The sequence below is a fragment of the Paenibacillus sp. JNUCC 34 genome (assembly GCF_058269055.1).
Map to the genome: position 1 here is coordinate 3686394 of NZ_CM177770.1, position 26600 is coordinate 3712993.

The window sequence follows — 26600 nt, forward strand, 5'->3', positions numbered from 1 at the left end:
ATGGTTTATTACAAGGCTGCGCTCTCTGCCCCCGGAATTAGAATTTCAAAGACATTGCCATGCTGCAGGATGGTCAAACCTCTTGATTTATCACGCATAACAACAACTTCAGGTTTCTGGGACATCCGCTCTAAATAATGCTCTGGAGCTTCTCCCGAGTTGCTGAATGTTACGCCTTCCACTTCTTTTTCTTCATCTTCTTCCAGTTGGCTCTCTACCACTTGCTCAAAAATATCGGAAAACAATTCGAAGTTATCCGTGTACACCGAGATGCATTTCATGTTTGATCCCATCCTCTTTCTTCTTGTCTATTTCTTGCTTGTTGCGGTCTGTTCCTTATTCTTCCTGACCTTGGACGTTTTCATACGCTTCTTCCCTTCACGACATACGTCGAGAAGCGGGCATACCTCGCATTGCGGATTTTGGGCTTTGCAGTGATATCTCCCGAAGAAAATAAGCCTGTGATGAGTTAAGGTCCACTCTTCACGCGGTATTCGTTTCATCAGCTTCTTCTCCACTTCAAGTACACTGTCATCCCAGCCGACAAGGCCGAGACGCTTAGACACGCGCTCTACATGGGTGTCCACTGCAATGGCAGGTACGCCAAAAGCGTTTGATACGACCACATTCGCGGTTTTTCGTCCGACGCCTGGAAGCTTCACCAACTCATCATGGGCTTCAGGCACTTCACCACCATACTGTTCAATCAATATCCGGCACAGATTGTGGATGTGCTTCGCCTTGTTACGGTATAACCCAATCCGCCGGATATCTTGTTCCAGTTCCTCAATCGATACCGAAACATAATCCTGCGGTGTTTTATATTTTTGGAACAGATCCTTCGTCACCTTGTTAACTGTCGCATCCGTGCACTGAGCCGACAACAAAACAGCTATCGTCAGTTCGAATGCATTCTCATGAAGCAATTCGCAGTGCGCATCCGGAAACATGTTTTCCATCGTATCAAGTATATGCCGTACCGTAGCCGAGTTCATTTCAGGTCCCTCCCGCAAAAAAAAAGTCTTGATGCGACAAAGCCCCGCATCAAGACGGTGTTTCTCGTGTATTTCCAAAGTGATAACTATTGTTTCACGATCTCTACAACGGCTCCGTTGTTGAAATACAGTACAATATTATCATTTTCTTTAAGGGATTGCACGGACAAGTTCTGATCTCCCTCGTGAACATATAAATTCGGAGTCGCAGGGAAACGATAATTTTCCGTAGTATTCTTACGTTTTACAAAGACATCACCGTTTTCATAACGCCAGAAAGAACGACTCAGAGAATCAAGAACCTTTACAACCGTTGTCCCGTCAACATCTTTACGGACTTCAACACGATCATTCGTTGTAAGACTGCTCAAATTGGTGGAAATGACGCCGCCGCGATCGATTTTCACTTTACCAACTGTATCAATCGTATGGTTGGCACCGTTGAAATCCTTAACTGTCAGTTTAGACCCAGCCAAATCCACATTCACAATTTGACCGAGTGTCAACTTTACAATCTGAGCTGCTGTTGGCGTTGTTCCGACAAAGTTGACATTGATCAGTGTTCCTGGACGAAGATCATTCACACGAATACTTTGCCCGTTCTCGTCCGTCATTACGACTTTATCTGCGTAAAATTCGCTCGTAATTCCTTCGCTTTTGACCCGGATTCGGTTATAAGACGGATCGGTAGATACGACCTCGAACTGAACTGAAATTTTCGTCTTCAAGCTGGACAAGCTATCCTGGCTGTTAGTTAGTTGTGCAGAGACTTCATCACCGATTTTAATATCGGACATGGAAGCAACTGGTTTTCCATACAGCTCCACTCTTGGTATGCTGTAAGGAATGTTGATGCTCTGACCGTTTTCAGCCTGAATCGTCAGTGTTCTGGTTGCAGCGTTAATCGCCGTAACTTTACCTTCGTATTTGTAGACCACTTCCAGCGATATAGCGCGATTACCGATATAACTTACATCAACTTTGCGTCCTGGTTCCAAAAGTCTTTCAATGGAGGCTAATGTGACTCCGGCAGAGGAATCAAACTTGGTTTTTTCATCCAAAACAATAACTCTAGGCAAGCCCTTATCATCGCTAACCGTCAACCAACGCTTTTTGGCTTCATAAGAAACGATGGTTGCAGCATTAATGCGCTCCGTTTGACGTCCCACCACTTGAATTTTGCTAACCTTATCTTCCCCATTGATCGTAAGCTCGATTTTATCACCAGAGGTTGCATCCGCGACCAGATCATCAAGAGTCGGCTTAGCAACTCCGTTGATTACAATCTCAGGCTTTTCAACCATAAACTTCGTTTCCAGCTGTGTGCTGTTGTTTCGTTTATAAGTAATGGTTTTGCCATTGCTCTCTATGTTATAAAGCATACCCGTAACCGTATGATCAACACTTTGACTTAATTCTACCTTCTGCAGAATGCTGTTCTTCACTGTGTAACTTATAACAGAACCAGCCTTCAACTCGGAAGGAGTCAGCAATTGGTTTTGATATTGAATCAAAGTGCTGTCATCGTACTTAAATGTATCAACAGCGTTGCTAGAGCCGTCTTTGATAGATATCGTCTTGTTGACGGTGTCTACAGCTTGTACAGCTCCTGCAGCTGTTTTGTTAACGAGTCCGTTTTTCACACGAATAGCTACAACGCGTTTTTCCGGACTGAAAGTTTCGCGTTCAACTGTCACTACACTACCGGAAGCCATCGTATTTGGATCGATTTTGTTACCATTCTGATCCACGAACAACGTATTGGAATCATATGTCAATTCTTCAAATGTGTTGTTAGAATCAAACCAGATTACGTTGTTCGGTGACAGACGGGCGTAAGTCCGTTCGAGGGATTCTACTTTTTGTGTTGGATCTATAATTTCTACATATTCCGCTTTGTTGTTTTTACCGATAACCATAACCTTGGTGTACGGTTTGATATCAGAGACAGAGAGCCTTTTAGCCGAATCTTTTTCAAAATAGGCTGTTGATCCGTCAAGAGTAAACGTGCTTGGCTTTCCATCAATATAAATTTCAAGCTTTCCGCTGTCTACAGCTGAGACATAACCTTCATATTGATTGTCATATTTGACATTCACGTGTGCTTGCGCACGGCTTAAAAAAGTTGCGAGCTGAGCACGGGTGACCGCACCCTGAGGATCAAATTTATTACCACTTACCCCTTGTGCCAGGCCGAGATCAACGGCTACACTAACATAGCCAATTCGATCTGGAGAAATTTTGGCGTTATCCGCAAAGCCTGTCGATTTGTTCATGGCCGCATTCGCCTCGGACGTTTTTCCGATGGAGCGTACCAGCACTTCCAGAACCCATTCGCGGGTCGCTTTTTTCGCGCCCCAGGTTACTTTAGTGTCCGAATAACTGGATTCCTTTTTCTTGTCGAGCAGGTTTTGCTGAAGCGCCAATTGCACGTACTTAACTGCGTAATCATTTACTTTTATATTTGTCGGTAATGCCGTGCCGGTGCTGTCAGTTGCCTGTAAATTTAAGAAGCGGATCGCCATCGTAATCGCTTCTTGTTGGGTCACCGAATCGTTTGGACGGAATTGGCCGTTATTCCCCGTAACGATTCCTTGTGCCGCCAATTGATAAATATACTTTTCTGCCCAAAAACCTGATGGTACGTCATTAAAGATCTTGGTTGCTGAAGCCGTAGTGCTCGAAACTGCTGATACTGTCTGTTCAGCTGCAACCGTGGAAGCTCCTGCTCCTATTACCATAAGTCCGGCCATGACGGCGGAGACCACTTTTTTGGAATGATATTGTTTGTTTTGTTTAGATACCATTATGTTTCCCCTCTCCTAACTGCTGTTTCCTTAACATTACTTTATTCGACAGCAGATCGTGATCTCCTTCTAACCGTCATCACCGAATTTCAGGATTTTCTAATTCTACATGCCCCATCAGGCTTTCTACCTGTTTACCGTCAACGAGCAATTGAAGCGATTTTACTTCTTCATATTGAAAATAAGTTTTTTTGAGAGCATCAACGGCGAACAATTCTCCTCCAGCACCTAAACGGGCTTCATCCGGAATGTGAAGATCAATCGTCAGTTTCCCGTCTTCGAATGTTGATGAGTTCAGCTCAGCCTTTTCCCATAATGAAACCATTTCAGCGCTGTCGCTCTTTTTCAACGCTTCAAATGTGGCTTCATACTTCTCGCTAGATTTCTTCAACATGATTTTTGAAGAACCTTCCTTCAGCTCCAGAAGCTCTGGATCGGTATAATATACCTTAATCGTTTCTGTTGTTTCTCCCGGCGTTTGGCTGCTGCCGTCAGCTCCATTCGTCGATCCCGTTTGTTCCGATGTATTACCGGGAGCAGCTCCTGGCTTTTGTCCGCAACCAGCCCCAAGCACCATAACCGCCGCTAGCAATCCAGCGGACCATATTTTTTTGTTCATATGCCCACCTCCTGAAATCATCTCAATTATTTAACTTTCAAATAGTCCTTCAATCCGACTACGATAGACTCAGCCACCTGGTTTTGAAAGGTTGTGTTGAACAGCTTGCTTTCATCATTTGTGTTGCTCAGAAAGCCAACTTCGAGCAAGACAGCCGGCATGTTGGTTTCACGGATAACATGGAAATTGCCGTTTTTAACACCGCGGTCCTTGAGCCCCGTAGCTTGGACTAAATATTTGTGTATGACATTAGCCAGCGCTTTGCTAGCCTCTCTCTGGTAATAAGTCTCTGTACCTGTTGCTGCAGCAGGCCCGCTGTTCGCATGAATGGATACAAAGGCATCCGCCTTCAAATCGTTAGCGATTTTAACCCGATCCTTCAATTCAAGGAAAGTATCATCACTACGTGTCAATACGACATCGATGTTCTTCTCTTTTTCCAGCAGCTTTCCTACTTTCAAAGCAAGAGCCAGAGTAAAGTCTTTTTCTTTCTTTTGGGTTACACCGATGGCTCCCGGGTCATGAGCACCGTGTCCAGCATCGATGACTACCAGTTTCTTGCCTCCGGTACCTGGATCTGGCCCAGGTTCTGTGGAAGTATTAAGATCCACAATGAACATGCTCGAACCGCTCTCCGTCCCAGAAAGGGTATAATTTTTCGCATAGTTGAGATCAATTACAATCCGTATCGTGGAAGGATTACTGTTGTACAGCGAATATCTGACCTTCTTTACGTCTGGATAACCGGTAACGATTAGTTCTCCGTTCAAGTTAGCATTGATACTGTTGTTGCTACTGAACGATTCAGAAAATTCCGCATTTTCAACGTCAATCACAATCCGATCAGGACTGCTCAACTTCGAGACTTTAGGCTTCACGTTGCCAGATACAGCTACCATCAGACGGTTATTACTAAAGCTGATACCGTTCACGGTGGATAACTTACCGGGTGTCGGGGTAATAAGATATACTGCTTTCTTTTGATTATCCCATTTGACGTTCAAGCCCATCTGTTCACTGACAAAACGGATGGGTACGATCGTCGTGCCCCCACGCAGAATTGGAGCCTTAACCATCTCTGTACGCTGACCGTTAATCATCGCATACTTGCTGCCGATGACCATCTCAACCGTTTTTCCGCCTTCTTTGACGGTAACTGTTTGAGTCGCCTTATTCCAACCTACAGAGTAACCTAAGTTCTCGGAAATCACGCGGATCGGTACCATAACCGTTCCGCTGATATTTTCCACTTTCACGTTTGAGGACAAGCTCAACTCATTACCGTCAAGATAGATCTTGGCGCTGTATGAACTCGCATCTGCCCCCTTAGGAAAAGCCACCATAATGACAAACAGAAACAATAAAAAACCGAACTTCTTCATCCTTCACCCCTACCATCCTATTGTTTTGCCATAGATTGGCGTTTCTGCAACTCGGCCTGTCCGACATTACCTGACAAACTATAGACGCACCCTTTTTCTGAAAGTTGCGAAAATATACCCTTTTTACCAAAAAAACTCCCATTTCTTAAAAAGAAATAGGAGTTTAGTCTTTCATAAATGTGAAATTATTGATGATTCCTAATGCAAGAGTGTTAATTACGAGTCATAGGATGATCCAACAATACATGTCCCATAAGACTTTCGACTTTCTTTCCATCAACCAACAGCTGAATCGATTTCACCTCTTCAAACTGGAAGAACGTATTTCTTAAGGCTTCAATAGCATACGATTCTCCGCCAGATCCCAGATTTGCCTCATCTGGCTTCACGATGTCCAGCGTCAAAGCTCCCTGATCAAACTTTACAGATGTCAACTTGATTGAATCACGCCATAATGGCACCAGCTGATCATCTCCGCTATTTTGTAGCCCTTCAAATGCTTTAACATATTTATTCTCTTCATCAGTATACGTAATTTCGCGAGAAGCTTTTATCAGATCCAATAGCTCCGGATCCGTATAATAGAGCTCAATCGTAGCCTTCTTCTCCTGAGAGGCAGTTTCTTTATTACCCGCCGGATTTCCTTGAGTTCCGGTATCAGTCGAGCCTTCTTGAGTTCCGGTATTTTGCTTCTCAGCCGGCTCTCCTTGAGTCCCACCAGTACTTCCTGTAGGCTGCTCATTCTCATTATTTTCGTTAGGTGGTACCTCTTTATTAACCGTCTCTGGAGCTTCAACTTCCCCGGACGATTGCGCATTCGGCTCACTAGGGGCCGCTGCTGGCTTCTGACCACATCCGGTGCTAACAGCCAGGACAAGTGCCAACAGACCTGTGACTAAATACTTCCTTTTCATTGATTGTCCCCCTCTGTAGTTTAAATCTTGTATCCATCATTGTACTTTAAGATATTCTTTAATACCATCTACGATACCTTGTGCAACACGATTTTGGAAATCTTCGTTAAACAATTGTGATTCATCGCTACTGTTGCTCAAAAATCCGATTTCTAGCAGAACAGCAGGCATTTTTGTCTCTCTAGTAACATGAAGGTTTCCTGGTTTAACTTTACGGTCTTTTAGCCCCGTCGCTTTGACGAGATGTTTATGAATGATATTGGCAAGCTCAATGCTTGTCTCCCGTGTATAATATGTTTCTGTTCCATTCGGAGTGCTGGAAGTATTGCTGTTACCGTGGATCGATACAAAAATATCGGATTTCAGGTTGTTTGCTAGCTTCGTCCGGTCGCTAAGGCTCATGGTAGAATCATCACTTCGAGTCATAACGACATCAATGCTCTTCTCATTCTTGAGGAGCGCTTCTACTTTCTTAGCAATCGAAAGATTCATCGTCTTCTCATATTTCCCGGTAACACTGAGTGCACCTGGTTGACCACCGCCGTGGCCTGCATCGATAACTACAACTTTTTTACCGCTTGAACCGATTGGAGGTGCCGGTTCCGAATCTGTCGCGTTAAGATCAATGAATATAAGGCCCGCATTTTCTGTAGAAACGGTGTAATTCGTAGCCGCTGTCAAATTAATAACGACCCGTACTGTAGATGGAGAATCGCTAAAAAGTGCATATCGGATCTGAGTCACTTCCGGGTATCCCGTTACATTCAGTTCCCCGCTATTTTGGTTGTTTAACGTATGTTCATATCCAAAGGATTCTGAAAATGCCGTATTGGGTAAATCAACGACAATACGATCTGGTCCGCTCAATTTAAATACGCTTGGCGTAACGGAGGCGCTTGTTGCGATCATCAACCGGTCCTCACTGAAGCTGATCCCATCCACCGTAGCTAGAGTTCCTGGCACGGAGGGAATGCTAGGATCGGTCGGTGTACCTGGTACCTCAGGATCCGGCTCGGATGGTGTCGCCTCCCCAGGATCAGTCATACTTCCACTCGAAGACAGGAATACAGCCTTCATCTGGTTGTCCCATTTCACGTCCATCCCCATCTGGCTGCTCACAAAACGGAGCGGCACTAGCGTGGTCTGGCCATTCAACACTGGCGTAATGTTCATGCTCACTTGTGATCCATCAATTTCTGCTGTATTGCTTCCAACGACCATCTTTACCGTTGTAATGCTGTTTTGTACCGTTACGGATTGGCTTGATTTTTCCCAATCCACCTTGAATCCTAAGTTTTCAGACACCACACGGATCGGTATTAAAATATTGTTGTTTACATTGGCCACCTTTACATCGGAAGTCAAATTCAACTGCTCCCCGTCCAAAAATATCTTGGCACTACTCGAGGATGCATCCCCCACCTTCGGAAAAACTAGCAAGAAGACAACTAAAAACATCAGAAAACCTAACTTCTTCATGAATCCACCTCTATTATCCTATGTTTTCGCAAATGCAATTCAGCGTTCCGCTGCAGGCCGTTTTCGGACATATACCGACATTGTAATGAAATCTGCCTAATCTAGAAGCTGTATATTACATCCATAATAACAGAAAAAACTTCCATTTCCTACACCGGAAATGGAAGTTTAATAATCTTGTAATCTTTTGTAGAAAGCAATGATAGATTAGGCGAACAAACGATCTCCATGCTTATTCTCGTAAACGTCTATTTTGCTTTCATGCTGAAGCGTCAGACCAATATCATCCAATCCTTGAAGCAGAAACTGACGGCGATGCTCATCGAGATCAAAATCAATGCGCAGACCTTGCTCATCAGTAATGCTCTTATTCTCCAGATCCACGGTTAACTGGTATCCTTCCTTGGCAGTGGTGCGCTGGAACAGATCTTCCACCTGCTCTTCAGAAAGTTTGATTGGCAGAATACCGTTTTTGAAACAGTTATTATAGAAAATATCAGCAAACGATGGTGCAATAACAACCCGAAATCCGTAATCCATAATTGCCCAAGGAGCATGTTCACGCGAAGATCCGCAGCCAAAATTAGCTCTGGAGATCAGTACGGAAGACCCCTGATAACGCGGCTGATTTAATGGGAAGCTGTCAATAACAGCTCCCTCTTCATCAAAACGCCATTCATAAAACAGAAACTGTCCGAATCCTGTCCGTTCAATACGCTTAAGAAACTGCTTTGGAATGATTGCATCCGTGTCAACGTTTACCCGATCCACAGGTCCAACGATACCGGTTAATTTAGTAAATGCTTGCATAGGTTTCTCCCCGTCCCTTCTTAGATTGCAGCTTCCTTGCTGACAAAATTCCAGTCACGTACATCGACAAACTGGCCTTTAACTGCTGCCGCAGCAGCCATGGCAGGCGATACGAGATGAGTTCTGCCTCCCCGTCCCTGTCGACCTTCAAAGTTACGGTTGGAAGTGGATGCGCAGCGCTGTCCAGGTTTTAGCACATCCGGGTTCATCGCAAGACACATACTGCAGCCTGCTTCACGCCATTCAAATCCCGCTTCGACAAAGATTTTATCCAAACCTTCCTTCTCAGCCTGGATCTTAACGCGTCCGGAACCAGGAACCACAATTGCCGTTACTTTCTCAGACACCTTATGTCCTTTCGCTACAGCCGCTGCTGCACGAAGATCTTCAATACGTCCGTTCGTACAGGAGCCGATAAAGACGTAATCGATTGGAATTTCTGAAATAGGCGTTCCAGGTACGAGAGCCATATATTCAAGTGCTTTTTCAGCAGCTTTACGTTCATTTTCTGTTGCAAAATCAGCAGGGTTTGGTACAGAAGACGAAATGTCCGTACCCATTCCCGGACTCGTTCCCCAAGTTACCTGCGGAATCAAAGATTCCACATCAAATTCCAAAACGGTATCAAATTGAGCGCCTTCGTCAGTTACAAGATCTTTCCATGCTTCCACTCTGCGGTCAAAGTCTTCTCCCTGCGGCACGTGCTGACGACCACTGAGATAATCAAAAGTCGTCTCGTCCGGTGCGATCATACCCGCTCGAGCACCGCCCTCGATAGACATGTTGCATACCGTCATACGTTCTTCCATCGTTAAATCACGAATTGCTTCACCTGTATACTCAATTACATATCCTGTAGCGAAATCTGTACCATATTTAGCAATAACACCGAGAATCATATCCTTCGCCGTGACACCAGGATTGCGTTTGCCTACAAAGCGTACTTCCATCGTCTTCGCCTTGGCCTGCTGTAAACATTGTGTAGCCATGACGTGCTCAACCTCACTTGTACCAATACCGAATGCGAGAGCGCCAAACGCGCCGTGTGTAGAGGTATGGCTGTCACCGCACACAATCGTTTTACCAGGATGGGTCAAGCCGAGTTCAGGACCCATTACGTGAACTACACCTTGATCAATCGTATCCAGATCATACAACGTCACACCAAAATCACGGCAGTTCTGTGTCAGTGTATCAATCTGCTGTTTGGAGATCGGATCAGTAATGTTGTAACGGTCTTTCGTCGGAACGTTATGGTCCATCGTCGCAAACGTCAATTCAGGACGACGTACCTTGCGTCCACTGAGACGAAGCCCTTCAAAAGCCTGCGGCGAGGTCACTTCGTGAACCAAATGCAGGTCGATATACAATATACCGGGCTTACCCTCTTCCTGATGAATGACGTGGTTATCCCAAATTTTTTCGAACATCGTCTTTTTACTCATCATAATCACCCCATTAATTCATTCGGTCAAAGTGAAAAGAAAGATAGTACCTTCCCTTTCGATTGATAGTACTATATCATCTCCCGCTTCATTGTTCCAAGATATAAAATCTATAAAAGCAATAGGTATCAACTATAAGTGCTTAATCTTTCAAAAAAGGGAGTGAACCTATATAATACAGTAATAATAATAGGTAACGCCTATAAATGGAGTGATACGAATGGAATTAAGACAGCTACAATACACTTTGCAGATCGCTGCAGATAAAAACTTTTCAAGGGCCGCCGAGAAGCTGCACATTGCCCAGCCCTCACTCAGCCAACAGTTATCCAAGCTGGAAAAAGAGCTCGGTGTCCTGCTGTTTCAGCGCAATACAAGCACGGTCGAGCTCACCCATGCAGGTGCAAGCTTTGTGGAGCACGCACAAAAAATTATGGATGCCGTTGAGCAGCTCCGTCAGGAGATGTCCGATATTTCACAGCTCCGTAAAGGTAAAGTTGTTGTTGGCAGTATGCCGATTACCGGTTCTCACCTGCTACCCAGGGTCCTTCCGGCATTTAAAGAATCATATCCTGATATTGAGATTACATTAATGGAAGATTCATCTTTAAATTTGGAGAAGTTAACGGCCAGCGGTAAAGCCGATCTCAGTCTGTTGTCCCTTCCGCTTGTCGAACCATCTCTTTCCTGGGTTCCCTTGGGTGAGGAGAGGATCGATTTGGCTGTGCCTCCACAGCACCACCTTGCACTTCGCGCACAACACCATCCTGCTGAACCTATTTCTCTGCAGGAACTGAGAGATGAGGCATTTATCGTTTTGAAAAAAGGACAAGGATTTCGCAAGCTTACATTCGACCTGTGCCGGGAAGCCGGTTTTGAACCAAACGTTGTTTTTGAGAGCAGCAACATCGAAACGATCCAATCTCTGGTAGCGACAGGCATGGGTGTTACTCTTGTTCCGCACTTTATCGCGCGGGCAAAGCGAAGCGAGTTTATTCCTGTGTTTTTGCCCCTTGCGGAGCCGGTTCCGAGCCGTACTTTGGTTGTTGCCTACCGCAACGGACGTTATTTGTCCAAAGCCGCCGAAGCCTTCATCCAAACCTTCAAAGAGGTTATGGATGTGCTTGCATCTGAAGGAGCAAAAGACAAGCTCTAACGTGAACAATTAAGAACCATATTTGACCATAACAAAGGAGGCTGCTTCGCATATCCCATGCGGAGCAGCCTCCTTTTCGTACACCGATTATTTACGTAAGTTATGCTGATCGATCAACCGATTCTGCTGATCCGTATTATAGGATGTATCCTGATTCACAGCATCAAACTTGTTGTTTTCACCCGTCACACTCTCTACAAAATTACGAAACTGATCTTTTTGCTCTTTCAAATGATCTTGGTCTCTGTTGTTGGTTTCGTTATTATCTGCCATATTTCAACCTCCTTTAAAGGAATTACCAGTAGTATACCCGCTCATCAGGAGATGAAACCGAAATTTTATCATTTTTTTACGTACAAATTGGGTCTCCGATCTTCGAAAACAGGAATCCGCTGCCGCACTGTATCCGTAAGTGAGCTGTCGAGAGCTCCAGTAATAATAGCTTCTTCTTCCCCTCCTTCGGCAACAATCTCTCCCCAAGGATCGATAATCATCGAATGACCGAAAAAGGATGTATCTCCGCTAATGCCTACTCGGTTACATGCAACCACATACATCTGGTTTTCAATAGCTCTGGCCGTCAGAAGGGTTCTCCAATGATTTAAACGTGGATGTGGCCACTCTGCTGGAACGAACAACACCTTAGCTCCCGCCAAGGCAAGACCTCGGGCAAGCTCCGGAAAGCGGATATCATAGCAAATAGAAGCTCCCGCCATCAATCCCTCTTCCAGTTCAAACGTAACGGCCTGATCCCCTGCATGGAAATGCTTCTCTTCATCCATTAGACGGAACAGATGCATTTTGGAGTAGCTCGCAACTTGCTTCCCTTCGCGATTGAATATGTACATCGTGTTATAGATACGTTCACCGATTTTTTCAGCAACTGAACCGCCGACAATCTGAACCTGATATTCACGGGCAAAAGCGCTCAGACTATCCTTCGTTTCACGCCCGTCCTCATCGGCAAGCTCATGAATCCGATCGAGAGCATAACCCGTATTCCACATTTCCGGAAGAACGATAATGTCAGGTTTCGGATTAGCCCTCACCGCTGTTTCCATTAGATCAAATATCCGTTTCTGGTTACCTGCGGGATCACCCAATTCAATATAAGACTGAATAAGCGCAATATTCATAATGACTTTTCCCCTTTCAGATGATGTTATACTGCTGCTGTCATTGCGATTTGTAGTCATCATAGCCTCGGGCGCTATCAATTTCAATATCAAAGGCCGAATTCCCTCTATACAGCCCGGATAAATCATGTTAAATTATTTCTAAATTCTAACGGATTATTATTCATGCACATCCAGCACATACATCTTCAGAACCGGAGTGATCTAACCATGGCCAAGACGAAAGAGCCTTTTCAAATACAACCTGCTTCTATTATGTCCAAGCTGCCAACACAATTTTTCGCCACCCTTGTATCGAACGTCAACCGGCAGGTCGCACTAGGCCACGATGTTATTAATTTGGGCCAAGGCAACCCCGATCTGCCGACACCTTCTCATATCGTCAACAAATTGAAGGAATCCGCTGAAAATCCACTGTATCATAAATATTCTCCGTTCACCGGCTATTCTTTTTTGAAAGAAGCCATAGCTAAACGGTATAAAGAGGATTATAACGTGGACCTAGACCCGGAAAGTGAAGTTGCGATCTTATTCGGCGGGAAGACCGGTCTTGTCCAGCTTCCTCAAATATTACTTAACCCCGGTGATCTCTGTCTCGTTCCAGACCCGGGATATCCGGATTATTGGTCAGGCGTCGCACTGGCCCAAGCCAAAATGAGCTTTATGCCGCTTACCGCAGAGAATAACTTTTTGCCTGATTTCGACTCAATCTCACCGTCAGACAGGGAAAAAGCGAAGCTGATGTTCCTAAACTATCCGAATAACCCTACTTCGGCAACAGCCCCACTCTCTTTCTATGAAGAAACCGTTCAATTCGCGGCTGAGCATGGAATTGTAGTGGCAAGCGACTTCGCCTATGGTGCAATCGGCTTTGACGGAAAGCGGCCGATCAGCTTCCTCCAAACTCCCGGAGCGAAGGAAGTTGGTCTTGAATTCTATACCTTGTCCAAGACGTATAATATGGCTGGATGGCGTGTTGGGTTTGCTCTCGGCAACGCGAAGCTTATATCCCTGATTAACCAGCTGCAGGACCATATTTACGTAAGTCTGTTTGGCGGAATTCAAGCTGCGGCAGCGGAAGCACTGACAGCACCTCAAAATTGTGTGGATGATCTAGTTCATCAATACCAGTCACGGCGGGACGCATTCTTTGATGCTCTTTCTGGCATCGGTTGGAACGCAGAGAAACCCGCGGGCTCCTTTTTCAGCTGGCTTCCCGTACCTGAAGGATTCACTTCCGTTTCTTTCTCCAATCTGCTGCTGGAAAAAGCGCATGTCGCCGTTGCCCCCGGAATCGGGTTCGGTACGCATGGAGAAGGTTACGTTCGGATCGGACTCTTGAGCAGCGAAGACCGCTTACGTGAAGCTGCGGAACGAATCGGAAAGCTAGGATTGTTCCGGTAGGGTTTTTCTTTGAAATCAATGGATGCTTGTGGTATTCTTGCAAGTAGTATAAGAACTCGATAAACAAACGTGATGACGGGACCAGTAAGAAAGATAATGACGCGATAAGAGAGCGAATTCCGTAGGCTGTGAGAATTTGCCGTGGCACCTTTCCGAATCCTACCCCCGAGCGGCTTGCCCTAACAGGCTGGACAGCGCCTTCTGTTACAAGGCTTAAGCCGGATGAGATTTTTTCATCAATAAAGGTGGTACCGCGGAAGTAAACTTTCGTCCTTTACATTAAAGGATGAAAGTTTTTTTATTTAAAGCGATCGCCCTTTGAATAGGACGCCGAAGTCGTTTCTACTTATCTATAACATAATACAGAGGAAGTGATAGCGATGCAGTCACGCATCGTCGTAAAAATCGGAAGCAGCTCATTGACGAGTGACGAGGGTGGTTTAAATCTGGAAGCCATCAACTTTTTTGCCGGGGAGCTAGCCGCCCTCCACGAAGCAGGGCACGAAGTACTGCTCGTAACTTCTGGAGCGGTTGCCGCAGGTTTCAGTAAGATCGGTTATTCGCTCCGCCCGCGGTTGCTGCATGAGAAGCAAGCCGCTGCCGCTGTCGGCCAGTCCCTGCTTATGCGTTCATATCAGAATGCTTTTGGAGCCCGGGGGTTGATCGCAGCACAAATCTTATTGACCCGGACCGATTTTGCCAACCGAAAACGGATGAATAATGCCAGCATGACGATTGATGAACTGCTGAAGCAAGGTGTCATTCCCGTAATCAACGAGAACGACACCGTTTCTATCGACGAACTCAAGTTCGGCGACAACGATACGCTGTCTGCCCTTGTTGCGAATCTAGTCCGGGCGCGTCAGTTGATTATTTTGACCGACATGGATGGGCTGTACACAGCCGACCCGCGTAAGTCACCTGAAGCCGTGCGTTTTGAAGAGGTAGAGGAAATTACAGATGAAATATACGCTCTTGCTGGTGGTGCTGGATCAAGTGTGGGAACAGGGGGCATGAGATCCAAGATTGATGCAGCCAAAATCGCCACACGAGGCGGAGTTCCTGTGTTTATCGGTAAAGCAAACGATACCGGAGATTTGATGTCCGCATTAGATGGCAAAGGTAAAGGCACGTATTTTTCCACCCACCTCTCTTCCCTGCCGATGAAGAAGCAATGGCTCGGATTTATGTCGTCCCCGATAGGACGGATTGTCGTGGACGACGGTGCACAAGAGGCGCTGCTCCACGGCGGCCACAGTCTGCTGCCCGTTGGCGTCAAGCGTGTGGAAGGCAGCTTCCATGCCGGAGACGTTGTTGAAGTCATTAACAGCAGCAATGAAAGGCTTGGACGAGGAATCGTCAATTATGACGAAGATCAGCTGCAGACCATTCTCGGTCTGCCAAGCGGAGCCGTTATTTCCGCAATCGGTGAGGTACAACGGCTTGAGGTTATTCACCGTGATGAATGGATTACGTTAAAATAGAAATATTGAAGGAGGAAGAAACCATGAGTGAAGTAAGAAGTAAAGCAGGACTTGCCAAAAGTGTGTCCTCCATACTGAATAAACTGAACACAACCCAGAAGAACGAGGCTTTGTTAGCTATGGCTGATGCGCTTGTTAGCCGATCGGCAGATATCATTGAAGCCAACGCTGATGATCTCCGTCGCGGTAAAGAGCAAGGAACTTCCCCTTCCCTGCTAGACCGTCTGGCCTTGAATGAATCCCGGATTGAGGACATAGCCGAAGGGCTTCGTCAGATCGTTCAACTGCCTGACCCGGTCGGAGATACACTTGAAGTCATTGAACGCCCAAACGGATTAAACATTACCAAAATTCGCGTCCCGCTCGGTGTAATTGGTATCATATATGAAGCACGTCCCAACGTAACCGTTGATGCGGCTGGCTTGTGCCTCAAAACAGGTAATGCCGTTGTTCTACGCGGCGGTTCCTCCGCCCTCTCCTCCAACCGCAAAATCGTTGAGGTGCTTCATGAAGCTATGACACATACCGCTCTTCCCAAAGATGCATTGCAGCTCATTGAGGATCCGAACCGATCTTCCGTTGACGAGATGCTTAAATTGAACGGATTGCTCGATGTCATTATCCCTCGTGGTGGCAGCTCGCTCATTCAAAATGTCGTCATGAATGCGACTGTACCGGTCATTGAAACAGGAGCAGGCATCTGTCATACGTTTATCGATGCATCCGCTGATCCTGCTATGGCAGAAGCCATCTGTATCAACGCCAAAGTACAGCGTCCTTCCGTATGCAATTCGATGGAAACATTGCTTCTCCATCAAACTTATGCCGAATTACATTTGGAAGAGCTTGCGGAGAAGCTCCGGGAATCGGGTGTGGAGCTTAGAGGCTGTGAAGAAACTAAAAAGCTAGTTTCATGGGTGATACAGGCTTCGGCAGCGGATTATGCAACGGAGTACAATGATTATATACTTAACGTCAAGGTTGTAAACGATCTGGATGATGCCATGGATCATATCGCTGCCTACGGGACGAAACATTCGGAATGTATCGTTACCGAGTTACAGGACAATGCTGAGCGCTTTTTGCAGGAAGTGGATGCTGCCGCCGTGTATCACAATGCCTCAACCCGTTTTACTGACGGTTTCGAATTCGGTTTCGGAGCTGAAATCGGCATTAGCACGCAAAAACTTCACGCCCGCGGTCCTATGGGGCTCCCATCTCTCACGTCCACCAAATATGTCATTCATGGCAATGGTCAAATCCGACAATAAAATCCAAGAAGGAGGAACAACTTATGTGTCAATCTCCCCAGAATCGGCCTTTGATTGAAAAGGCAATCACCTTCTACGGTGCAGGCTCCATGGCTGAAGCTATTGTGCGCGGTCTCGTGAGTCGTTCAGTGATGCGTCCAGAGGACATGACCATGCTGAATCGAAGCAACTCTTTACGCTTGCAGGAGCTGCAGGATCGATATAGTGTGAAAATCAGCAATGATGATCAGGAGAAATTGGAGATACTGAGAACTTCCCCGGTTATCGTGCTTGCTATGAAACCCAAAGACGCAGGTAAGGCTTTGAAAGAACTCGGACCAATTCTATCCGACGACCAACTACTCGTCTCCGTCATTGCAGGACTATCCATTCAGACCACTCAAAATCTTCTCGGCAAAAAGCAGCCGATTGCACGTACCATGCCGAACACCTCCAGTTCCATTGGGATGGGTTCTACCGGTATTTCCTTCTCCAAGGAAATGGACGATCATATGCGGCAGCTTGTATTGACCTTGTTCGAAGCAGTCGGAGATGTCACGGTTATTGAAGAGGAGAAGATGGATATTCTGACCGGCATTTCCGGAAGCGGTCCAGCTTACTTCTACTATTTGATGGAAGCGATGACTGCCGCCGGTATCCGGGGTGGGCTCACGGCCGATCAGAGCAGAGAGCTCACGCTACAGACCATTATGGGTGCTGCCCGCATGGTGCAGGTTACCGGAGAACATCCTTCTGCCTTGCGGGCCAAGATAACATCACCGAACGGATCAACGCAAGCAGCCCTTGAAAGACTAGATCAAGGAGACTTTTTCGAAACGGTCATCTCTGCTGTTAACCGTTGTGCCGAACGCTCCCGCGAAATGGGTGCTGTGCTGAAAGGACAAATCTCATGAGCCGATGTATAGCAACTTACCGTATCCATGACGACCATGCCGATTTCCGCAAAAAAGCCGAGTCGATTGCCGTCGGTATGACCGTCGGCAGCTGGACGGAGCTACCACAAGCCAAACGAGAGTCTCTGAAAAAACATCTGGGCGAAGTTTATACGGTTGAGATTCATGAATCTCCAGACGGCCAGCCTGGAGGCAGATATGCTGATATCCGAATCGCTTACCCTGACATCAACTTTAGCCGGGATATTCCCGCTCTATTGGTAACGGTGTTCGGCAAAATATCGATGGATGGGCGAATTAAGCTCATGTCTCTTGATCTGTCCGACGATTTCCTTACCGGCTTCCCGGGTCCAAAGTTCGGTATCGAAGGTATTCGTCAACAGCTCGGTGTATTTGACCGCCCACTGCTTATGAGTATTTTTAAATCCGTCATTGGACTAAATGCGGACGAGCTGAGAGAACAGTTTATTCGCCAAGCGCGCGGAGGCGTAGACCTGATCAAAGACGATGAGATTTTGTTTGAAAATGAACTCACGCCGATTACCACCCGCGTGAAGCTCTGTATGCAGGCTGCAGCCGAAACAGAACTGGAGACTGGCAAGAAACTTCTGTATGCAGCCAATCTGACCGGACGCACTTCCGGCCTCCGGGATCAGGCACTGCGGGCGATTGACGCAGGTGCGAATGCACTGCTCTTCAATGTGCTCTCCTATGGTTACGATGTTCTTCAGGAGCTCAGCTCAAATCCGGAGATCAACGTACCGATCGCCGCTCACCCTGCACTGGCTGGTGCCCTTTATCCATCACCACACTACGGAATATCCGCACCCGTATTGCTTGGCCAATTGATGCGTCTTGCGGGAGCAGATTTGGTACTCTTCCCATCCCCTTACGGATCTGTGACGATGCCCCGTGATGAGAACCTCGCAATCCGGAATGAGCTCCACAAGGCTGATATGGGAGTCAAACGCAGTATGCCAGTCCCATCTGCCGGAATTCACCCTGGTCTTGTTCCCAAGATCATCCGTGACTTCGGTCTGGATGTGGTGGTCAACGCTGGTGGAGGGATCCACGGTCATCCGATGGGGACTGAGGCGGGTGGCCGCGCTTTTGTACAAGCTATTCAAGCAGCAATAGACCGGACACCGCTTACCGATTATGCTGCAGCACATCCAGAATTGAAAGCTGCACTTGAATTATGGGGAGGAGAAGCATGACATCAGGAAAAAAACCGATCATTTTTTGCGATTTTGACGGAACGATAACGGCCAACGACAATATCGTTGCGATCATGAAGTATTTTAAGCCTGAGGGCTACGAAGCAGTCATGGAAGCCGTACTGGACCGGAGTATTTCCATCCGGGAAGGCGTTGGCCGTATGTTCGCTCTATTCCCCTCCTCTAGAAAAGCTGAAATTATCTCATACGCACTGGAACAAGCGATCATTCGGGAAGGGTTTAGCGAATTTCTAGAATACCTGAAATCAGAGAACATTCCGTTTTATGTTACCAGCGGCGGCATCGATTTTTTTGTTGATCCACTGCTTGAGCCGTTCGGTATTCCAGAGGAGAATATCTATTGCAATGGCGCTGATTTTGAAGGTGAGCATATCGAGATAACATGGCCTCATCCTTGTCAGGAGCCTTGTACTAATGACTGTGGTATGTGCAAGGTGACCGTGATGAACGACTTCCCTGCCGAGACATATAACCGGATATTAATCGGGGACAGCATTACAGATTTTGAAGGAGCTAAGCAAGCTGACCTTGTATACTCCAGATCAACCCTAACGGAGCGGTGTAAAGAGCTTGGTGTGAAACACGTTCCTTTCGAAACCTTCACCGAAATCATTGAGGATATGAAGCTCAAAAAAGACCAGGGGGTGCTGTAAATGAACTTTTCAGAGATTACATTAGAACAAAAACAAGCAGCGCTAAGCGAGCTTCGCGACGTTAAAGGGCTGTTCGCGTCTCGCGGCTGGTTCCCTGGCACAAGCGGCAATCTTTCCGTTCGAGTTGGGGATTACTTACCAGAACAGTTTCATTTTGCTGTAACAGCTAGTGGCAAGGACAAGTCCATACATACACCAGAGGATTACCTGTTCGTTGATCAAGACGGACGTCCTTGTGAGACAACCGGTTTGAAACCGAGCGCTGAGACACTCATTCACTGTGAGATCTATCGTAAAACCGGATGCGGAGCTATTTTCCATGTACATACGGTCGATAATAACTTGATCAGCGATTGGTATGGTGAGCAGGGTTACGTCCCCGCTCAAGGGATCGAATTGATTAAAGCTTTTAATATTTGGGAAGAAGATGCGGCCATCCGTATTCCAATCCTCCCGAACTATGCGGATATTCCTAAAATCGCTGAGCTTGTTCCCGAAGCGCTTGATCCTGCCATTCCTGGCATCCTGCTCCGGAATCACGGCATTTACGCGTGGGGACAAAATGCATTTGAAGCCAAACGCCATCTGGAAGCCTTTGAATTTATTTTTGAGTACACGTATCGGCGTCTGCTTCTGAATGGGGCTCAAGCTGCACCTTCAACATTGTAATAACTATTGCACCTATAGAACCAGAACATTCAAGGCAGTCAATATTGAAACTTACCTTCATAATTGACGCCTTGTCTTTCGGTTCAAGAAAGGGTTTGAAATTATGCTTTTAAGTCTTACCTTGGGCGCTATTTTATTCATTACAGGCGCTGTGTTGTTTTTATTCCCACCTAAAGAGATAAATGCTTTTTACGGCTACCGGACCCACTCCTCGATGAAAAATGAATGGAGTTGGAAAACTGCGAACCGATACTTCAGTCAATTGATGATGATATTTGGCATTATTCTTATGAGTATTGCTGCAATAACTGGTCATTTTGCGACAACTGCCGTTAGTACTATCATCTCCTTCGTATTGATCAATATTTTGATCGAAAATAAACTAAAAAAAATGTAAAGCGGGCTCAAAGCCTCGTTTTACATTTTTTTATTTCTCCCTTGTATGCTTTTGTTTGGTGCTATCGCACACTCCAGCTTCGGTCACGCACTATAACTTTTAACGAAGAAGGAGCTGATACCGTCACCGGTTCATTTCCTGACAGATTAATGATCTGATTCACGGAAAGGATACTCCTTTCTCAGTTTTTCTGTTTTCGAACCGTACATCAGTTTGATCCCGCCGCCGATGAGCAGAAGAGCTACCAGCCCAGTCTTCACATAGTTACGAATATGGTAGCCGATCTCCAATTCTGGGAACATGCTCTCAAGATAAGGTAGAACAGCACTTGAAAAGATAAAATACAGACCGAGCACGAGCAAACCTAATCCCAACCATCTCTGTTGATGGGAAAAACCTTCAATTACTGGTTTATCACGGAGAGGTTCACGACCGTAACGGCTTACCTGCTGTAGCCCGTCAAAGAAGCAATAAAACCAGATCAAAGGGATAAGAAACATAAACAGCGACAATCTTAACACGTCCATTACATAAATGCTGCCCAAAAACATAACCATCATCTGAAATCCACGTTTTTGAAGCCCAAGATACATCTGGCCTGCTCCAGGAAAAGCAGAGAGTAATGTAGCGAACATTTTACTGCGCCGGCTTTCATCACGTCCTGATTCCAGTTCCTCGAACAATGTCCGATCTTGGATCAATTCGCCTGCCTGCTTGCGATGAACAAGCTGAACGACATCAAACATGCAATACAACCAAATGATTGGCAGCATACCGAAAAACACTAGAAACACGGATTCGTTCGTTAGCCCCGTAAGAAACATTAGGATCGTTGCCAAACCAAAAAAGGAGATGAGGAAGGATAATCCCCGCTGCATGAGGCCCAGCTGGAAATGCCCTAATCCAGGAATAAACGACAGCAAAATTGTATAGAAACGTTCGCTGTCTTCGCTTTTATCCAGAGGTACTGTCATCGGACGGCCATATTCATCGTGAATGATTATGGTCGGTGTATATCTCAACAAGGCCACCAACAAATCGATCATGCTGATCCCCCATATCAATAACGCAACGAGTATGCCGAGAATTAATGGACTATCGCTACCCGTTCCGACGGCCAGAATAAATCCGCCCATCAGAATACCGAAAAACATTAGCGGATACAAAAGAGCCCGTCCTCTTCTGCCCCAGTAGTAGTGGCCCAACCCGGGAATCACATTCATGATAAAGGCCAGCCCTTTATTGCGTTGTGGTTGCACAATGCATCATCCTTTCACATTTTGTCATTCTCAACTTTATTAAGGTTTCAGCCGGTCAAGCCAGCTTGTCGTTTTCTCCATCAATTGTTTACTATAAGATGTAGATTGGGATAGTTTAGGAGCTGTATGGTGTGTATCTTCTGGAAACAATCGGTCAAACGCACCTGAGAACATCAACACCAGCGTAATGGAAGCAGCCACCGTATAATGAAACAAAGGACGCTCATACCATCGACGCGGCCGGTCGGATGAAATCGTAGATACCCGGTTCTGGTAAGGAATGATCTCCTTGTTAGACAACACTCCGTCAGCAAAGCCTTCAGGATTCTCCAACGCAGGAAGCTCACTGTCGATTTCAGACATGATTTGCATATATACATCCAAAGCAGCATCATCAGAAAGTATTAATGCTTCCCATGAAGATGCTTCTTCGGGAGAGCATTCTCCCTTTATGTAGCTGGCTGCCTGTAATCTCCAATTGGAATTCTGCATATTCATTTCCAGTCATCCTCCTTCCATGTGTTTCGGATCCACTGTCTGGCCCTGTAAAGCTTAGACTCAACCGTTTTAATGGTGACTCCGAGCTCAACGGAAATTTGTTCGTAATTTTTTTCCTCCAGGTAAAAAGCGGTGACAACCTCACGATGATTATTCGGAAGACTGTTTACTTTTTGTCTCAACTCTTCTTTCTTTTCCTTGTTTATCAAATATGCAAGTGTATCTGGGTCCCGGGAAGGAATCCGTTCAAGTGCTTCACCATCTTCTCCCTGCTGTTCAGGGGACCGGCGCGTAACTTTACGTTTCAAATCAATCGATTTGTTAAGCGTTATGCGGGTGATCCATGTCTTAAATCCTTCAGAACGGTACTGGGGGAGAGCTTTGAACACCTGGATAAACACTTCCTGTGACGCATCTTCTGCTTCCTTGGCATCCCGCAGGACCGAATATGCCGTATGGAACACGTGCTGGCTGTACAGGTTTACCAGCTCCCGAAAGGCTTCCTGCTCGCCCTGCAGTATGCGTGTGATTAATCTTTCTGTCTCAATAGCTCTCTCCTCCTTCCCGTAATGAATAGACGCAAGACACATGCCCGCCCCCTGCATTTTTTCAAAAATAATTATTAAAAAATGAAAAAAGAACGTCTTCCGACGTTCTGCATAAATGAAAGTCTGTACTTGTAACTATAAAAATTTACCGCAATCCGTCCAATAATTTATAAGCAAGTAGACCTAATGATTGCTTCCATCAATGTTTCCCTCTCTTGACCATAAATATATTTCTTAGAATAACATAACTGCGGACAGAATTGTTCAGATGACTAGACAAAAATAAAGAACAGCTTCACTGCCGGAAGCTGCTCGTTCTGTTCAACTTAAGAACATGTGGTAATGAACTATATTTCCTCATAAAGATTCGTCGATAAGTAACGCTCTCCGCTGTCTGGCAGGAGGACAACAATGTTCTTATCTTTGTTCTCAGGTTTGCTCGCGAGCTGCATGGCCGCATAAGCAGCTGCCCCGGACGATATTCCAACGAGCAATCCTTCGGATTTAGCAAGTTCTCTTGCCGTTTCAATCGCGTGGTTGTTACTTACCGTTACAATCTCATCAACAAATTCCTTGTTGAAGTTACCAGGGATAAAGCCCGCGCCTATGCCCTGAATCTGGTGAGCACCGCGCTGTCCTCCGGACAGTACCGGTGAATCAGCTGGCTCTACAGCAATAATCTTTACATTGCTGTTCTTTTGCTTCAGCACTTCGCCTACGCCTGATATCGTTCCGCCAGTACCTACCCCCGCTACGAAAATATCCACCTCGCCGTTCGTATCCCGCCAGATTTCTTCGGCTGTAGTCTTCCTGTGAACGGCTGGGTTAGCCGGATTATTAAACTGCTGGGGAATAAATGAGCCTGGTGTGGAAGCAGCAATCTCCTCCGCGCGGCTAATGGCACCTGCCATTCCCTCATTAGCGGGGGTTAACACGAGCTCTGCTCCAAGAGCAGCCAGCAATTTTCTGCGTTCCATGCTAAAGCTTTCTGGAAGCGTGATAATCAACTTATATCCGAGTGCAGCCGCGGCAAATGCGAGACCGACACCCGTATTTCCACTCGTCGGTTCAACAATGACGGAACCAGGTTTCAATAAGCCCTTCTCCTCGGCATCCTTGATCATCGCGTATCCAATCCGGTCTTTCACGCTACCAGCCGGGTTAAAATATTCTAATTTAGCAATCACCTTGCCCTGAAGATGATGACTTTCATTAAAGTTGGAAAGTTCAAGTAACGGAGTATTTCCAATAAGATCCGTTAGATTTTTGGCTATTCCTGACATGGTGTGACCTCCATTTAATTGTAATCTCTAACTTTCACTTTACCATTCATAGTAACAAAAAACAAAAAGCCCCGCATGGACCATATTTTCGATCATATCAGTGTTCCGAACGAGAATGAAGGAATGGCTGTTGATTTTTCAGTTTCCTTATATACTTGCCCCTAATCCTCTGCCAATAAAATTAGCTGACACTCGCTCCATACCGAGCTCTTTCGCCCAAACAGAGAGCTGTCCCATATGATGAATTTCGTGGGCTGCAGCATGGCGTAATATTTCACCATACAAAAAGGATTCGTCATCCCAAGGTACTTTAACCACTTTTTGTTCCTTTTCATCAGTAAAAGATTGTAAGATGATCTTCAGATCTTCCCTATATTTATCCGATAGGAGCTTAACAGACTGCAAGGTTGGATATTCCTCATAAACAGGCTCTGGGTCGTTATAACCTTCAATTCCACGCAGCCAGCTGTACTCAACATCCACGATATGAAACAATGTTTTTAGGATAGATCCTACTCCTCCGATCCGCTCCGCTGTCAACTCTTCATGGGATCGTGTCTGTAGAACGTCAATCCACTCATCCCTTACCTGCCAATTGTATAAAAATAATGAATACACTTTAGATCAACTCCTCAGGCGACTTGTACACAGTATTGGTAATGATGCGAACAGGAATTTTATTCATCTCACTATACCTCAACCATGGTAAATGACTGTAAAAGTTCCTGCACGGTATGTATAAGATAGGTTGGATCAGCGGCAATAAGCTCTTCTTCCGATCCATATCCGAAGCCGACGGCGATGGAATGTACGTTGTTATTGTGAGCTCCGATTAAATCATGCTTCCGATCCCCAATCATTACGGTATCCGATGGCTCTAATCGATAATGATCTATTATGTATTTAATGATCTCGGACTTATCTGAACGTGTTCCATCCAATTCAGCTCCGCTGACATAGGTAAAGAATGAATCCATTTGAAAGTGAGACAGAATCTTATTCGCAAATACCGATGGCTTGGACGTAGCAACAAACAGTGTTCTACCTTGGGAACGTAGAAGCTCAAGCACTTCGAGCATTCCATCATACAATTTATTTTCATAAATTCCATGATCCTTGAAATATTCCCTGTAATACTTTACGGCTTCCCATGCTTTGTCCGAAGAGAAGGAATAGGCCTCCATAAAAGTGTTCTGCAGTGGTGGTCCAATAAAAAACTCCAATTTGGCTAGGTCAGGTTCAAGAATACCGAACTTGGCAAGAGCATACTGAACGGATTTTGTAATTCCGATCTTGGGGTCGGTCAGGGTTCCATCGAGATCGAACAATACATTTTGATATCTCATCATACTTTCATACCACTCTCCAGCAGTTTCATAATTTCCATGAGATCGTTAATCATGTACTTGGGGTTCTGATCCCCTTGAAGTGTCAGTCCCCGTCCATTATAGAAACAGAAATCTATTCCCGCATTGGTCGCACCCATATAATCGTCGGTCAAAGAATCACCAATATATAATACCTCGTTCTCACGGACGTCCAACGCTTTAAGAGCATGTTCAAAAATACGGTGATCCGGCTTCCAGAAGTTGACCTCGTCCGAAATAGTAAGCGCATCAAAATATTGATAAAGCTCCCCTACTTTCAGCCGCTGTCTCTGCGCGTCCCCTATTCCGTTTGAAATCACACCTAATTTATACTGCCCGTGGAGAGACTCCAAAATTGTATCTGCATTCGGTTCCAAATGACATGTGCTGGAAAATGAATTCCAATATGTTTTTGAAATAGCCTTTGGCTCGGTATTTTTCCGCTTCAACGCTTGAAACGTATCCGTAAAGGAATGTTCCAGCACCTGATGAATCTTATGATTGTTCAAATTTCGATCCATCCAGTATTTAAAGTTGATCGGTCCAAAGACGGTCCAGAACTCATCCCACTCCAAGTCATCATTCAGCCCATGATCAGCAAGCGCTTGTTTCATGCAGATACGCTCGCTCTGATCGTAATCCAGCAGTGTGTTGTCCAAGTCAAAAATAATTGCCTTATAATCCATCCGTAACCATCTCCTTCCTCAACAAATCATAACCTAACTGATTCTTCGTCTCCATAGGAAATTTTGATAATATCAAATTCATTAGTTTGGAACAATATATAGCAAAAAGACCTAAAGGCATCTAATCCTTATCCAAGGGACATTAACTCATATTTTTCATTCTAACAGCGAGCATACTGACTGCATACAAAAAAGCACGCCCATTAA

The 26600-nt window shown here is 45.6% G+C and carries 27 protein-coding genes and 1 other annotated feature; of the genes, 9 read left to right on the plus strand and 18 right to left on the minus strand.

Annotated elements, in window-relative coordinates; translation table 11 throughout:
• Positions 1–8 precede the first annotated feature (8 nt).
• The 9 genes from AC2TF5_RS17195 to leuC all read right to left on the minus strand — a co-directional run bounded on the left by AC2TF5_RS17195 (position 9) and on the right by leuC (position 10451).
• Positions 9–281 carry an NAD/NADP transhydrogenase alpha subunit gene (locus tag AC2TF5_RS17195; RefSeq protein WP_491298336.1) on the minus strand — a complete coding sequence of 91 codons (273 nt, stop codon included), beginning with the start codon at positions 279–281 and terminating at the stop codon, positions 9–11.
• A 27-nt stretch (positions 282–308) separates the two neighbouring features.
• Entirely contained in the window at positions 309–995 is a 687-nt protein-coding gene (gene nth, locus AC2TF5_RS17200) for an endonuclease III (protein WP_491298337.1), read from the minus strand.
• An 86-nt stretch (positions 996–1081) separates the two neighbouring features.
• On the minus strand, positions 1082–3802 hold the full coding sequence (locus AC2TF5_RS17205; RefSeq protein ID WP_491298338.1) for an S-layer homology domain-containing protein: 2721 nt from the start codon (positions 3800–3802) through the stop codon (positions 1082–1084).
• A gap of 79 nt (positions 3803–3881) precedes the next feature.
• Positions 3882–4421 (minus strand): GerMN domain-containing protein, encoded by a 540-nt coding sequence (locus tag AC2TF5_RS17210; protein WP_491298339.1) that lies wholly within the window; start codon positions 4419–4421, stop codon positions 3882–3884.
• A 26-nt stretch (positions 4422–4447) separates the two neighbouring features.
• On the minus strand, positions 4448–5803 hold the full coding sequence (locus tag AC2TF5_RS17215; RefSeq protein WP_491298340.1) for an N-acetylmuramoyl-L-alanine amidase family protein: 1356 nt from the start codon (positions 5801–5803) through the stop codon (positions 4448–4450).
• A 212-nt stretch (positions 5804–6015) separates the two neighbouring features.
• Positions 6016–6717, minus strand: a complete 702-nt coding sequence (locus AC2TF5_RS17220) for a GerMN domain-containing protein (RefSeq protein WP_491298341.1) — start codon at positions 6715–6717, stop codon at positions 6016–6018.
• Positions 6718–6753: 36 nt separating this feature from the next.
• Complete coding sequence (locus tag AC2TF5_RS17225) at positions 6754–8196, minus strand: N-acetylmuramoyl-L-alanine amidase family protein (protein ID WP_491298342.1); 1443 nt, start codon at positions 8194–8196, stop codon at positions 6754–6756.
• Positions 8197–8403: 207 nt separating this feature from the next.
• Positions 8404–9006 (minus strand): 3-isopropylmalate dehydratase small subunit, encoded by a 603-nt coding sequence (gene leuD / locus AC2TF5_RS17230; protein ID WP_491298344.1) that lies wholly within the window; start codon positions 9004–9006, stop codon positions 8404–8406.
• Positions 9007–9026: 20 nt separating this feature from the next.
• Positions 9027–10451 (minus strand): 3-isopropylmalate dehydratase large subunit, encoded by a 1425-nt coding sequence (gene leuC, locus AC2TF5_RS17235; protein WP_491302925.1) that lies wholly within the window; start codon positions 10449–10451, stop codon positions 9027–9029.
• Between the two features lie 220 nt (positions 10452–10671).
• Between leuC and AC2TF5_RS17240 the strand changes: the two genes are divergently transcribed.
• Positions 10672–11607 carry a LysR family transcriptional regulator gene (locus tag AC2TF5_RS17240; RefSeq protein ID WP_491298345.1) on the plus strand — a complete coding sequence of 312 codons (936 nt, stop codon included), beginning with the start codon at positions 10672–10674 and terminating at the stop codon, positions 11605–11607.
• An 87-nt stretch (positions 11608–11694) separates the two neighbouring features.
• Here AC2TF5_RS17240 and AC2TF5_RS17245 read toward each other — a convergent pair whose 3' ends face one another.
• Positions 11695–11880 (minus strand): hypothetical protein, encoded by a 186-nt coding sequence (locus AC2TF5_RS17245; protein ID WP_491298347.1) that lies wholly within the window; start codon positions 11878–11880, stop codon positions 11695–11697.
• Positions 11881–11948: 68 nt separating this feature from the next.
• Positions 11949–12743, minus strand: a complete 795-nt coding sequence (locus AC2TF5_RS17250; protein ID WP_491298349.1) for a carbon-nitrogen family hydrolase — start codon at positions 12741–12743, stop codon at positions 11949–11951.
• 210 nt (positions 12744–12953) lie between these two features.
• Between AC2TF5_RS17250 and AC2TF5_RS17255 the strand changes: the two genes are divergently transcribed.
• The 8 genes from AC2TF5_RS17255 (at position 12954) to AC2TF5_RS17290 (ending at position 20752) form a co-directional block, all read left to right on the plus strand.
• Positions 12954–14147, plus strand: coding sequence for a pyridoxal phosphate-dependent aminotransferase (locus tag AC2TF5_RS17255; RefSeq protein WP_491298351.1), 1194 nt, complete (start codon positions 12954–12956; stop codon positions 14145–14147).
• Positions 14148–14210: 63 nt separating this feature from the next.
• Positions 14211–14425: a binding site (T-box leader), on the plus strand.
• A 102-nt stretch (positions 14426–14527) separates the two neighbouring features.
• On the plus strand, positions 14528–15631 hold the full coding sequence (proB, locus tag AC2TF5_RS17260) for a glutamate 5-kinase (RefSeq protein ID WP_491298353.1): 1104 nt from the start codon (positions 14528–14530) through the stop codon (positions 15629–15631).
• Between the two features lie 23 nt (positions 15632–15654).
• Positions 15655–16902 (plus strand): glutamate-5-semialdehyde dehydrogenase, encoded by a 1248-nt coding sequence (locus AC2TF5_RS17265; protein ID WP_491298354.1) that lies wholly within the window; start codon positions 15655–15657, stop codon positions 16900–16902.
• 23 nt (positions 16903–16925) lie between these two features.
• The gene (proC, locus tag AC2TF5_RS17270; RefSeq protein ID WP_491298355.1) at positions 16926–17795 is read left to right on the plus strand and encodes a pyrroline-5-carboxylate reductase; all 870 of its coding nucleotides are present in this window, start codon (positions 16926–16928) and stop codon (positions 17793–17795) included.
• The gene (locus tag AC2TF5_RS17275; protein ID WP_491298356.1) at positions 17792–19012 is read left to right on the plus strand and encodes a 2,3-diketo-5-methylthiopentyl-1-phosphate enolase; all 1221 of its coding nucleotides are present in this window, start codon (positions 17792–17794) and stop codon (positions 19010–19012) included. Before proC ends, AC2TF5_RS17275 begins: the two co-directional genes overlap by 4 nt.
• Entirely contained in the window at positions 19009–19686 is a 678-nt protein-coding gene (locus AC2TF5_RS17280) for a 2-hydroxy-3-keto-5-methylthiopentenyl-1-phosphate phosphatase (RefSeq protein ID WP_491298357.1), read from the plus strand. Before AC2TF5_RS17275 ends, AC2TF5_RS17280 begins: the two co-directional genes overlap by 4 nt.
• The gene (locus AC2TF5_RS17285; RefSeq protein ID WP_491298358.1) at positions 19687–20355 is read left to right on the plus strand and encodes a methylthioribulose 1-phosphate dehydratase; all 669 of its coding nucleotides are present in this window, start codon (positions 19687–19689) and stop codon (positions 20353–20355) included. It abuts the gene before it with no gap.
• A 103-nt stretch (positions 20356–20458) separates the two neighbouring features.
• Complete coding sequence (locus tag AC2TF5_RS17290) at positions 20459–20752, plus strand: SdpI family protein (protein ID WP_491298360.1); 294 nt, start codon at positions 20459–20461, stop codon at positions 20750–20752.
• Between the two features lie 146 nt (positions 20753–20898).
• On the opposite strand, the gene AC2TF5_RS17295 is transcribed toward AC2TF5_RS17290, so the two are convergent.
• From AC2TF5_RS17295 to AC2TF5_RS17325, 7 genes are all read right to left on the minus strand, one after another.
• On the minus strand, positions 20899–22011 hold the full coding sequence (locus AC2TF5_RS17295; RefSeq protein WP_491298361.1) for a hypothetical protein: 1113 nt from the start codon (positions 22009–22011) through the stop codon (positions 20899–20901).
• A gap of 39 nt (positions 22012–22050) precedes the next feature.
• Positions 22051–22509 (minus strand): hypothetical protein, encoded by a 459-nt coding sequence (locus AC2TF5_RS17300; RefSeq protein ID WP_491298363.1) that lies wholly within the window; start codon positions 22507–22509, stop codon positions 22051–22053.
• Positions 22506–23099, minus strand: coding sequence for an RNA polymerase sigma factor (locus AC2TF5_RS17305; RefSeq protein ID WP_491298364.1), 594 nt, complete (start codon positions 23097–23099; stop codon positions 22506–22508). The genes AC2TF5_RS17300 and AC2TF5_RS17305 overlap by 4 nt, the downstream gene beginning before the upstream one ends.
• 305 nt (positions 23100–23404) lie before the next feature.
• Positions 23405–24340 carry a cysteine synthase A gene (gene cysK / locus AC2TF5_RS17310; protein WP_491298366.1) on the minus strand — a complete coding sequence of 312 codons (936 nt, stop codon included), beginning with the start codon at positions 24338–24340 and terminating at the stop codon, positions 23405–23407.
• Between the two features lie 147 nt (positions 24341–24487).
• Positions 24488–24958, minus strand: a complete 471-nt coding sequence (locus tag AC2TF5_RS17315; RefSeq protein WP_491298368.1) for a DinB family protein — start codon at positions 24956–24958, stop codon at positions 24488–24490.
• Positions 24959–25029: 71 nt separating this feature from the next.
• Positions 25030–25689 (minus strand): HAD family hydrolase, encoded by a 660-nt coding sequence (locus AC2TF5_RS17320; RefSeq protein WP_491298370.1) that lies wholly within the window; start codon positions 25687–25689, stop codon positions 25030–25032.
• The gene (locus AC2TF5_RS17325; RefSeq protein ID WP_491298372.1) at positions 25686–26393 is read right to left on the minus strand and encodes a YjjG family noncanonical pyrimidine nucleotidase; all 708 of its coding nucleotides are present in this window, start codon (positions 26391–26393) and stop codon (positions 25686–25688) included. The genes AC2TF5_RS17320 and AC2TF5_RS17325 overlap by 4 nt, the downstream gene beginning before the upstream one ends.
• Positions 26394–26600 lie beyond the last annotated feature (207 nt).

Bases quoted from the DNA above. Each gene is read 5' to 3' on its own strand.
- AC2TF5_RS17220 (WP_491298341.1), bottom strand. From the start codon at position 6,717: ATGAAAAGGAAGTATTTAGTCACAGGTCTGTTGGCACTTGTCCTGGCT.
- AC2TF5_RS17215 (WP_491298340.1), bottom strand. From the start codon at position 5,803: ATGAAGAAGTTCGGTTTTTTATTGTTTCTGTTTGTCATTATGGTGGCT.
- AC2TF5_RS17275 (WP_491298356.1), top strand. From the start codon at position 17,792: ATGAGCCGATGTATAGCAACTTACCGTATCCATGACGACCATGCCGAT.
- AC2TF5_RS17320 (WP_491298370.1), bottom strand. From the start codon at position 25,689: ATGATGAGATATCAAAATGTATTGTTCGATCTCGATGGAACCCTGACC.
- cysK (WP_491298366.1), bottom strand. From the start codon at position 24,340: ATGTCAGGAATAGCCAAAAATCTAACGGATCTTATTGGAAATACTCCG.
- AC2TF5_RS17250 (WP_491298349.1), bottom strand. From the start codon at position 12,743: ATGAATATTGCGCTTATTCAGTCTTATATTGAATTGGGTGATCCCGCA.
- AC2TF5_RS17255 (WP_491298351.1), top strand. From the start codon at position 12,954: ATGGCCAAGACGAAAGAGCCTTTTCAAATACAACCTGCTTCTATTATG.
- AC2TF5_RS17205 (WP_491298338.1), bottom strand. From the start codon at position 3,802: ATGGTATCTAAACAAAACAAACAATATCATTCCAAAAAAGTGGTCTCC.
- AC2TF5_RS17325 (WP_491298372.1), bottom strand. From the start codon at position 26,393: ATGGATTATAAGGCAATTATTTTTGACTTGGACAACACACTGCTGGAT.
- AC2TF5_RS17285 (WP_491298358.1), top strand. From the start codon at position 19,687: ATGAACTTTTCAGAGATTACATTAGAACAAAAACAAGCAGCGCTAAGC.
- proC (WP_491298355.1), top strand. From the start codon at position 16,926: ATGTGTCAATCTCCCCAGAATCGGCCTTTGATTGAAAAGGCAATCACC.
- AC2TF5_RS17265 (WP_491298354.1), top strand. From the start codon at position 15,655: ATGAGTGAAGTAAGAAGTAAAGCAGGACTTGCCAAAAGTGTGTCCTCC.
- AC2TF5_RS17245 (WP_491298347.1), bottom strand. From the start codon at position 11,880: ATGGCAGATAATAACGAAACCAACAACAGAGACCAAGATCATTTGAAA.
- AC2TF5_RS17240 (WP_491298345.1), top strand. From the start codon at position 10,672: ATGGAATTAAGACAGCTACAATACACTTTGCAGATCGCTGCAGATAAA.
- AC2TF5_RS17290 (WP_491298360.1), top strand. From the start codon at position 20,459: ATGCTTTTAAGTCTTACCTTGGGCGCTATTTTATTCATTACAGGCGCT.
- proB (WP_491298353.1), top strand. From the start codon at position 14,528: ATGCAGTCACGCATCGTCGTAAAAATCGGAAGCAGCTCATTGACGAGT.
- AC2TF5_RS17210 (WP_491298339.1), bottom strand. From the start codon at position 4,421: ATGAACAAAAAAATATGGTCCGCTGGATTGCTAGCGGCGGTTATGGTG.
- AC2TF5_RS17195 (WP_491298336.1), bottom strand. From the start codon at position 281: ATGAAATGCATCTCGGTGTACACGGATAACTTCGAATTGTTTTCCGAT.
- AC2TF5_RS17225 (WP_491298342.1), bottom strand. From the start codon at position 8,196: ATGAAGAAGTTAGGTTTTCTGATGTTTTTAGTTGTCTTCTTGCTAGTT.
- leuD (WP_491298344.1), bottom strand. From the start codon at position 9,006: ATGCAAGCATTTACTAAATTAACCGGTATCGTTGGACCTGTGGATCGG.
- AC2TF5_RS17300 (WP_491298363.1), bottom strand. From the start codon at position 22,509: ATGAATATGCAGAATTCCAATTGGAGATTACAGGCAGCCAGCTACATA.
- leuC (WP_491302925.1), bottom strand. From the start codon at position 10,451: ATGAGTAAAAAGACGATGTTCGAAAAAATTTGGGATAACCACGTCATT.
- nth (WP_491298337.1), bottom strand. From the start codon at position 995: ATGAACTCGGCTACGGTACGGCATATACTTGATACGATGGAAAACATG.
- AC2TF5_RS17280 (WP_491298357.1), top strand. From the start codon at position 19,009: ATGACATCAGGAAAAAAACCGATCATTTTTTGCGATTTTGACGGAACG.
- AC2TF5_RS17305 (WP_491298364.1), bottom strand. From the start codon at position 23,099: ATGTGTCTTGCGTCTATTCATTACGGGAAGGAGGAGAGAGCTATTGAG.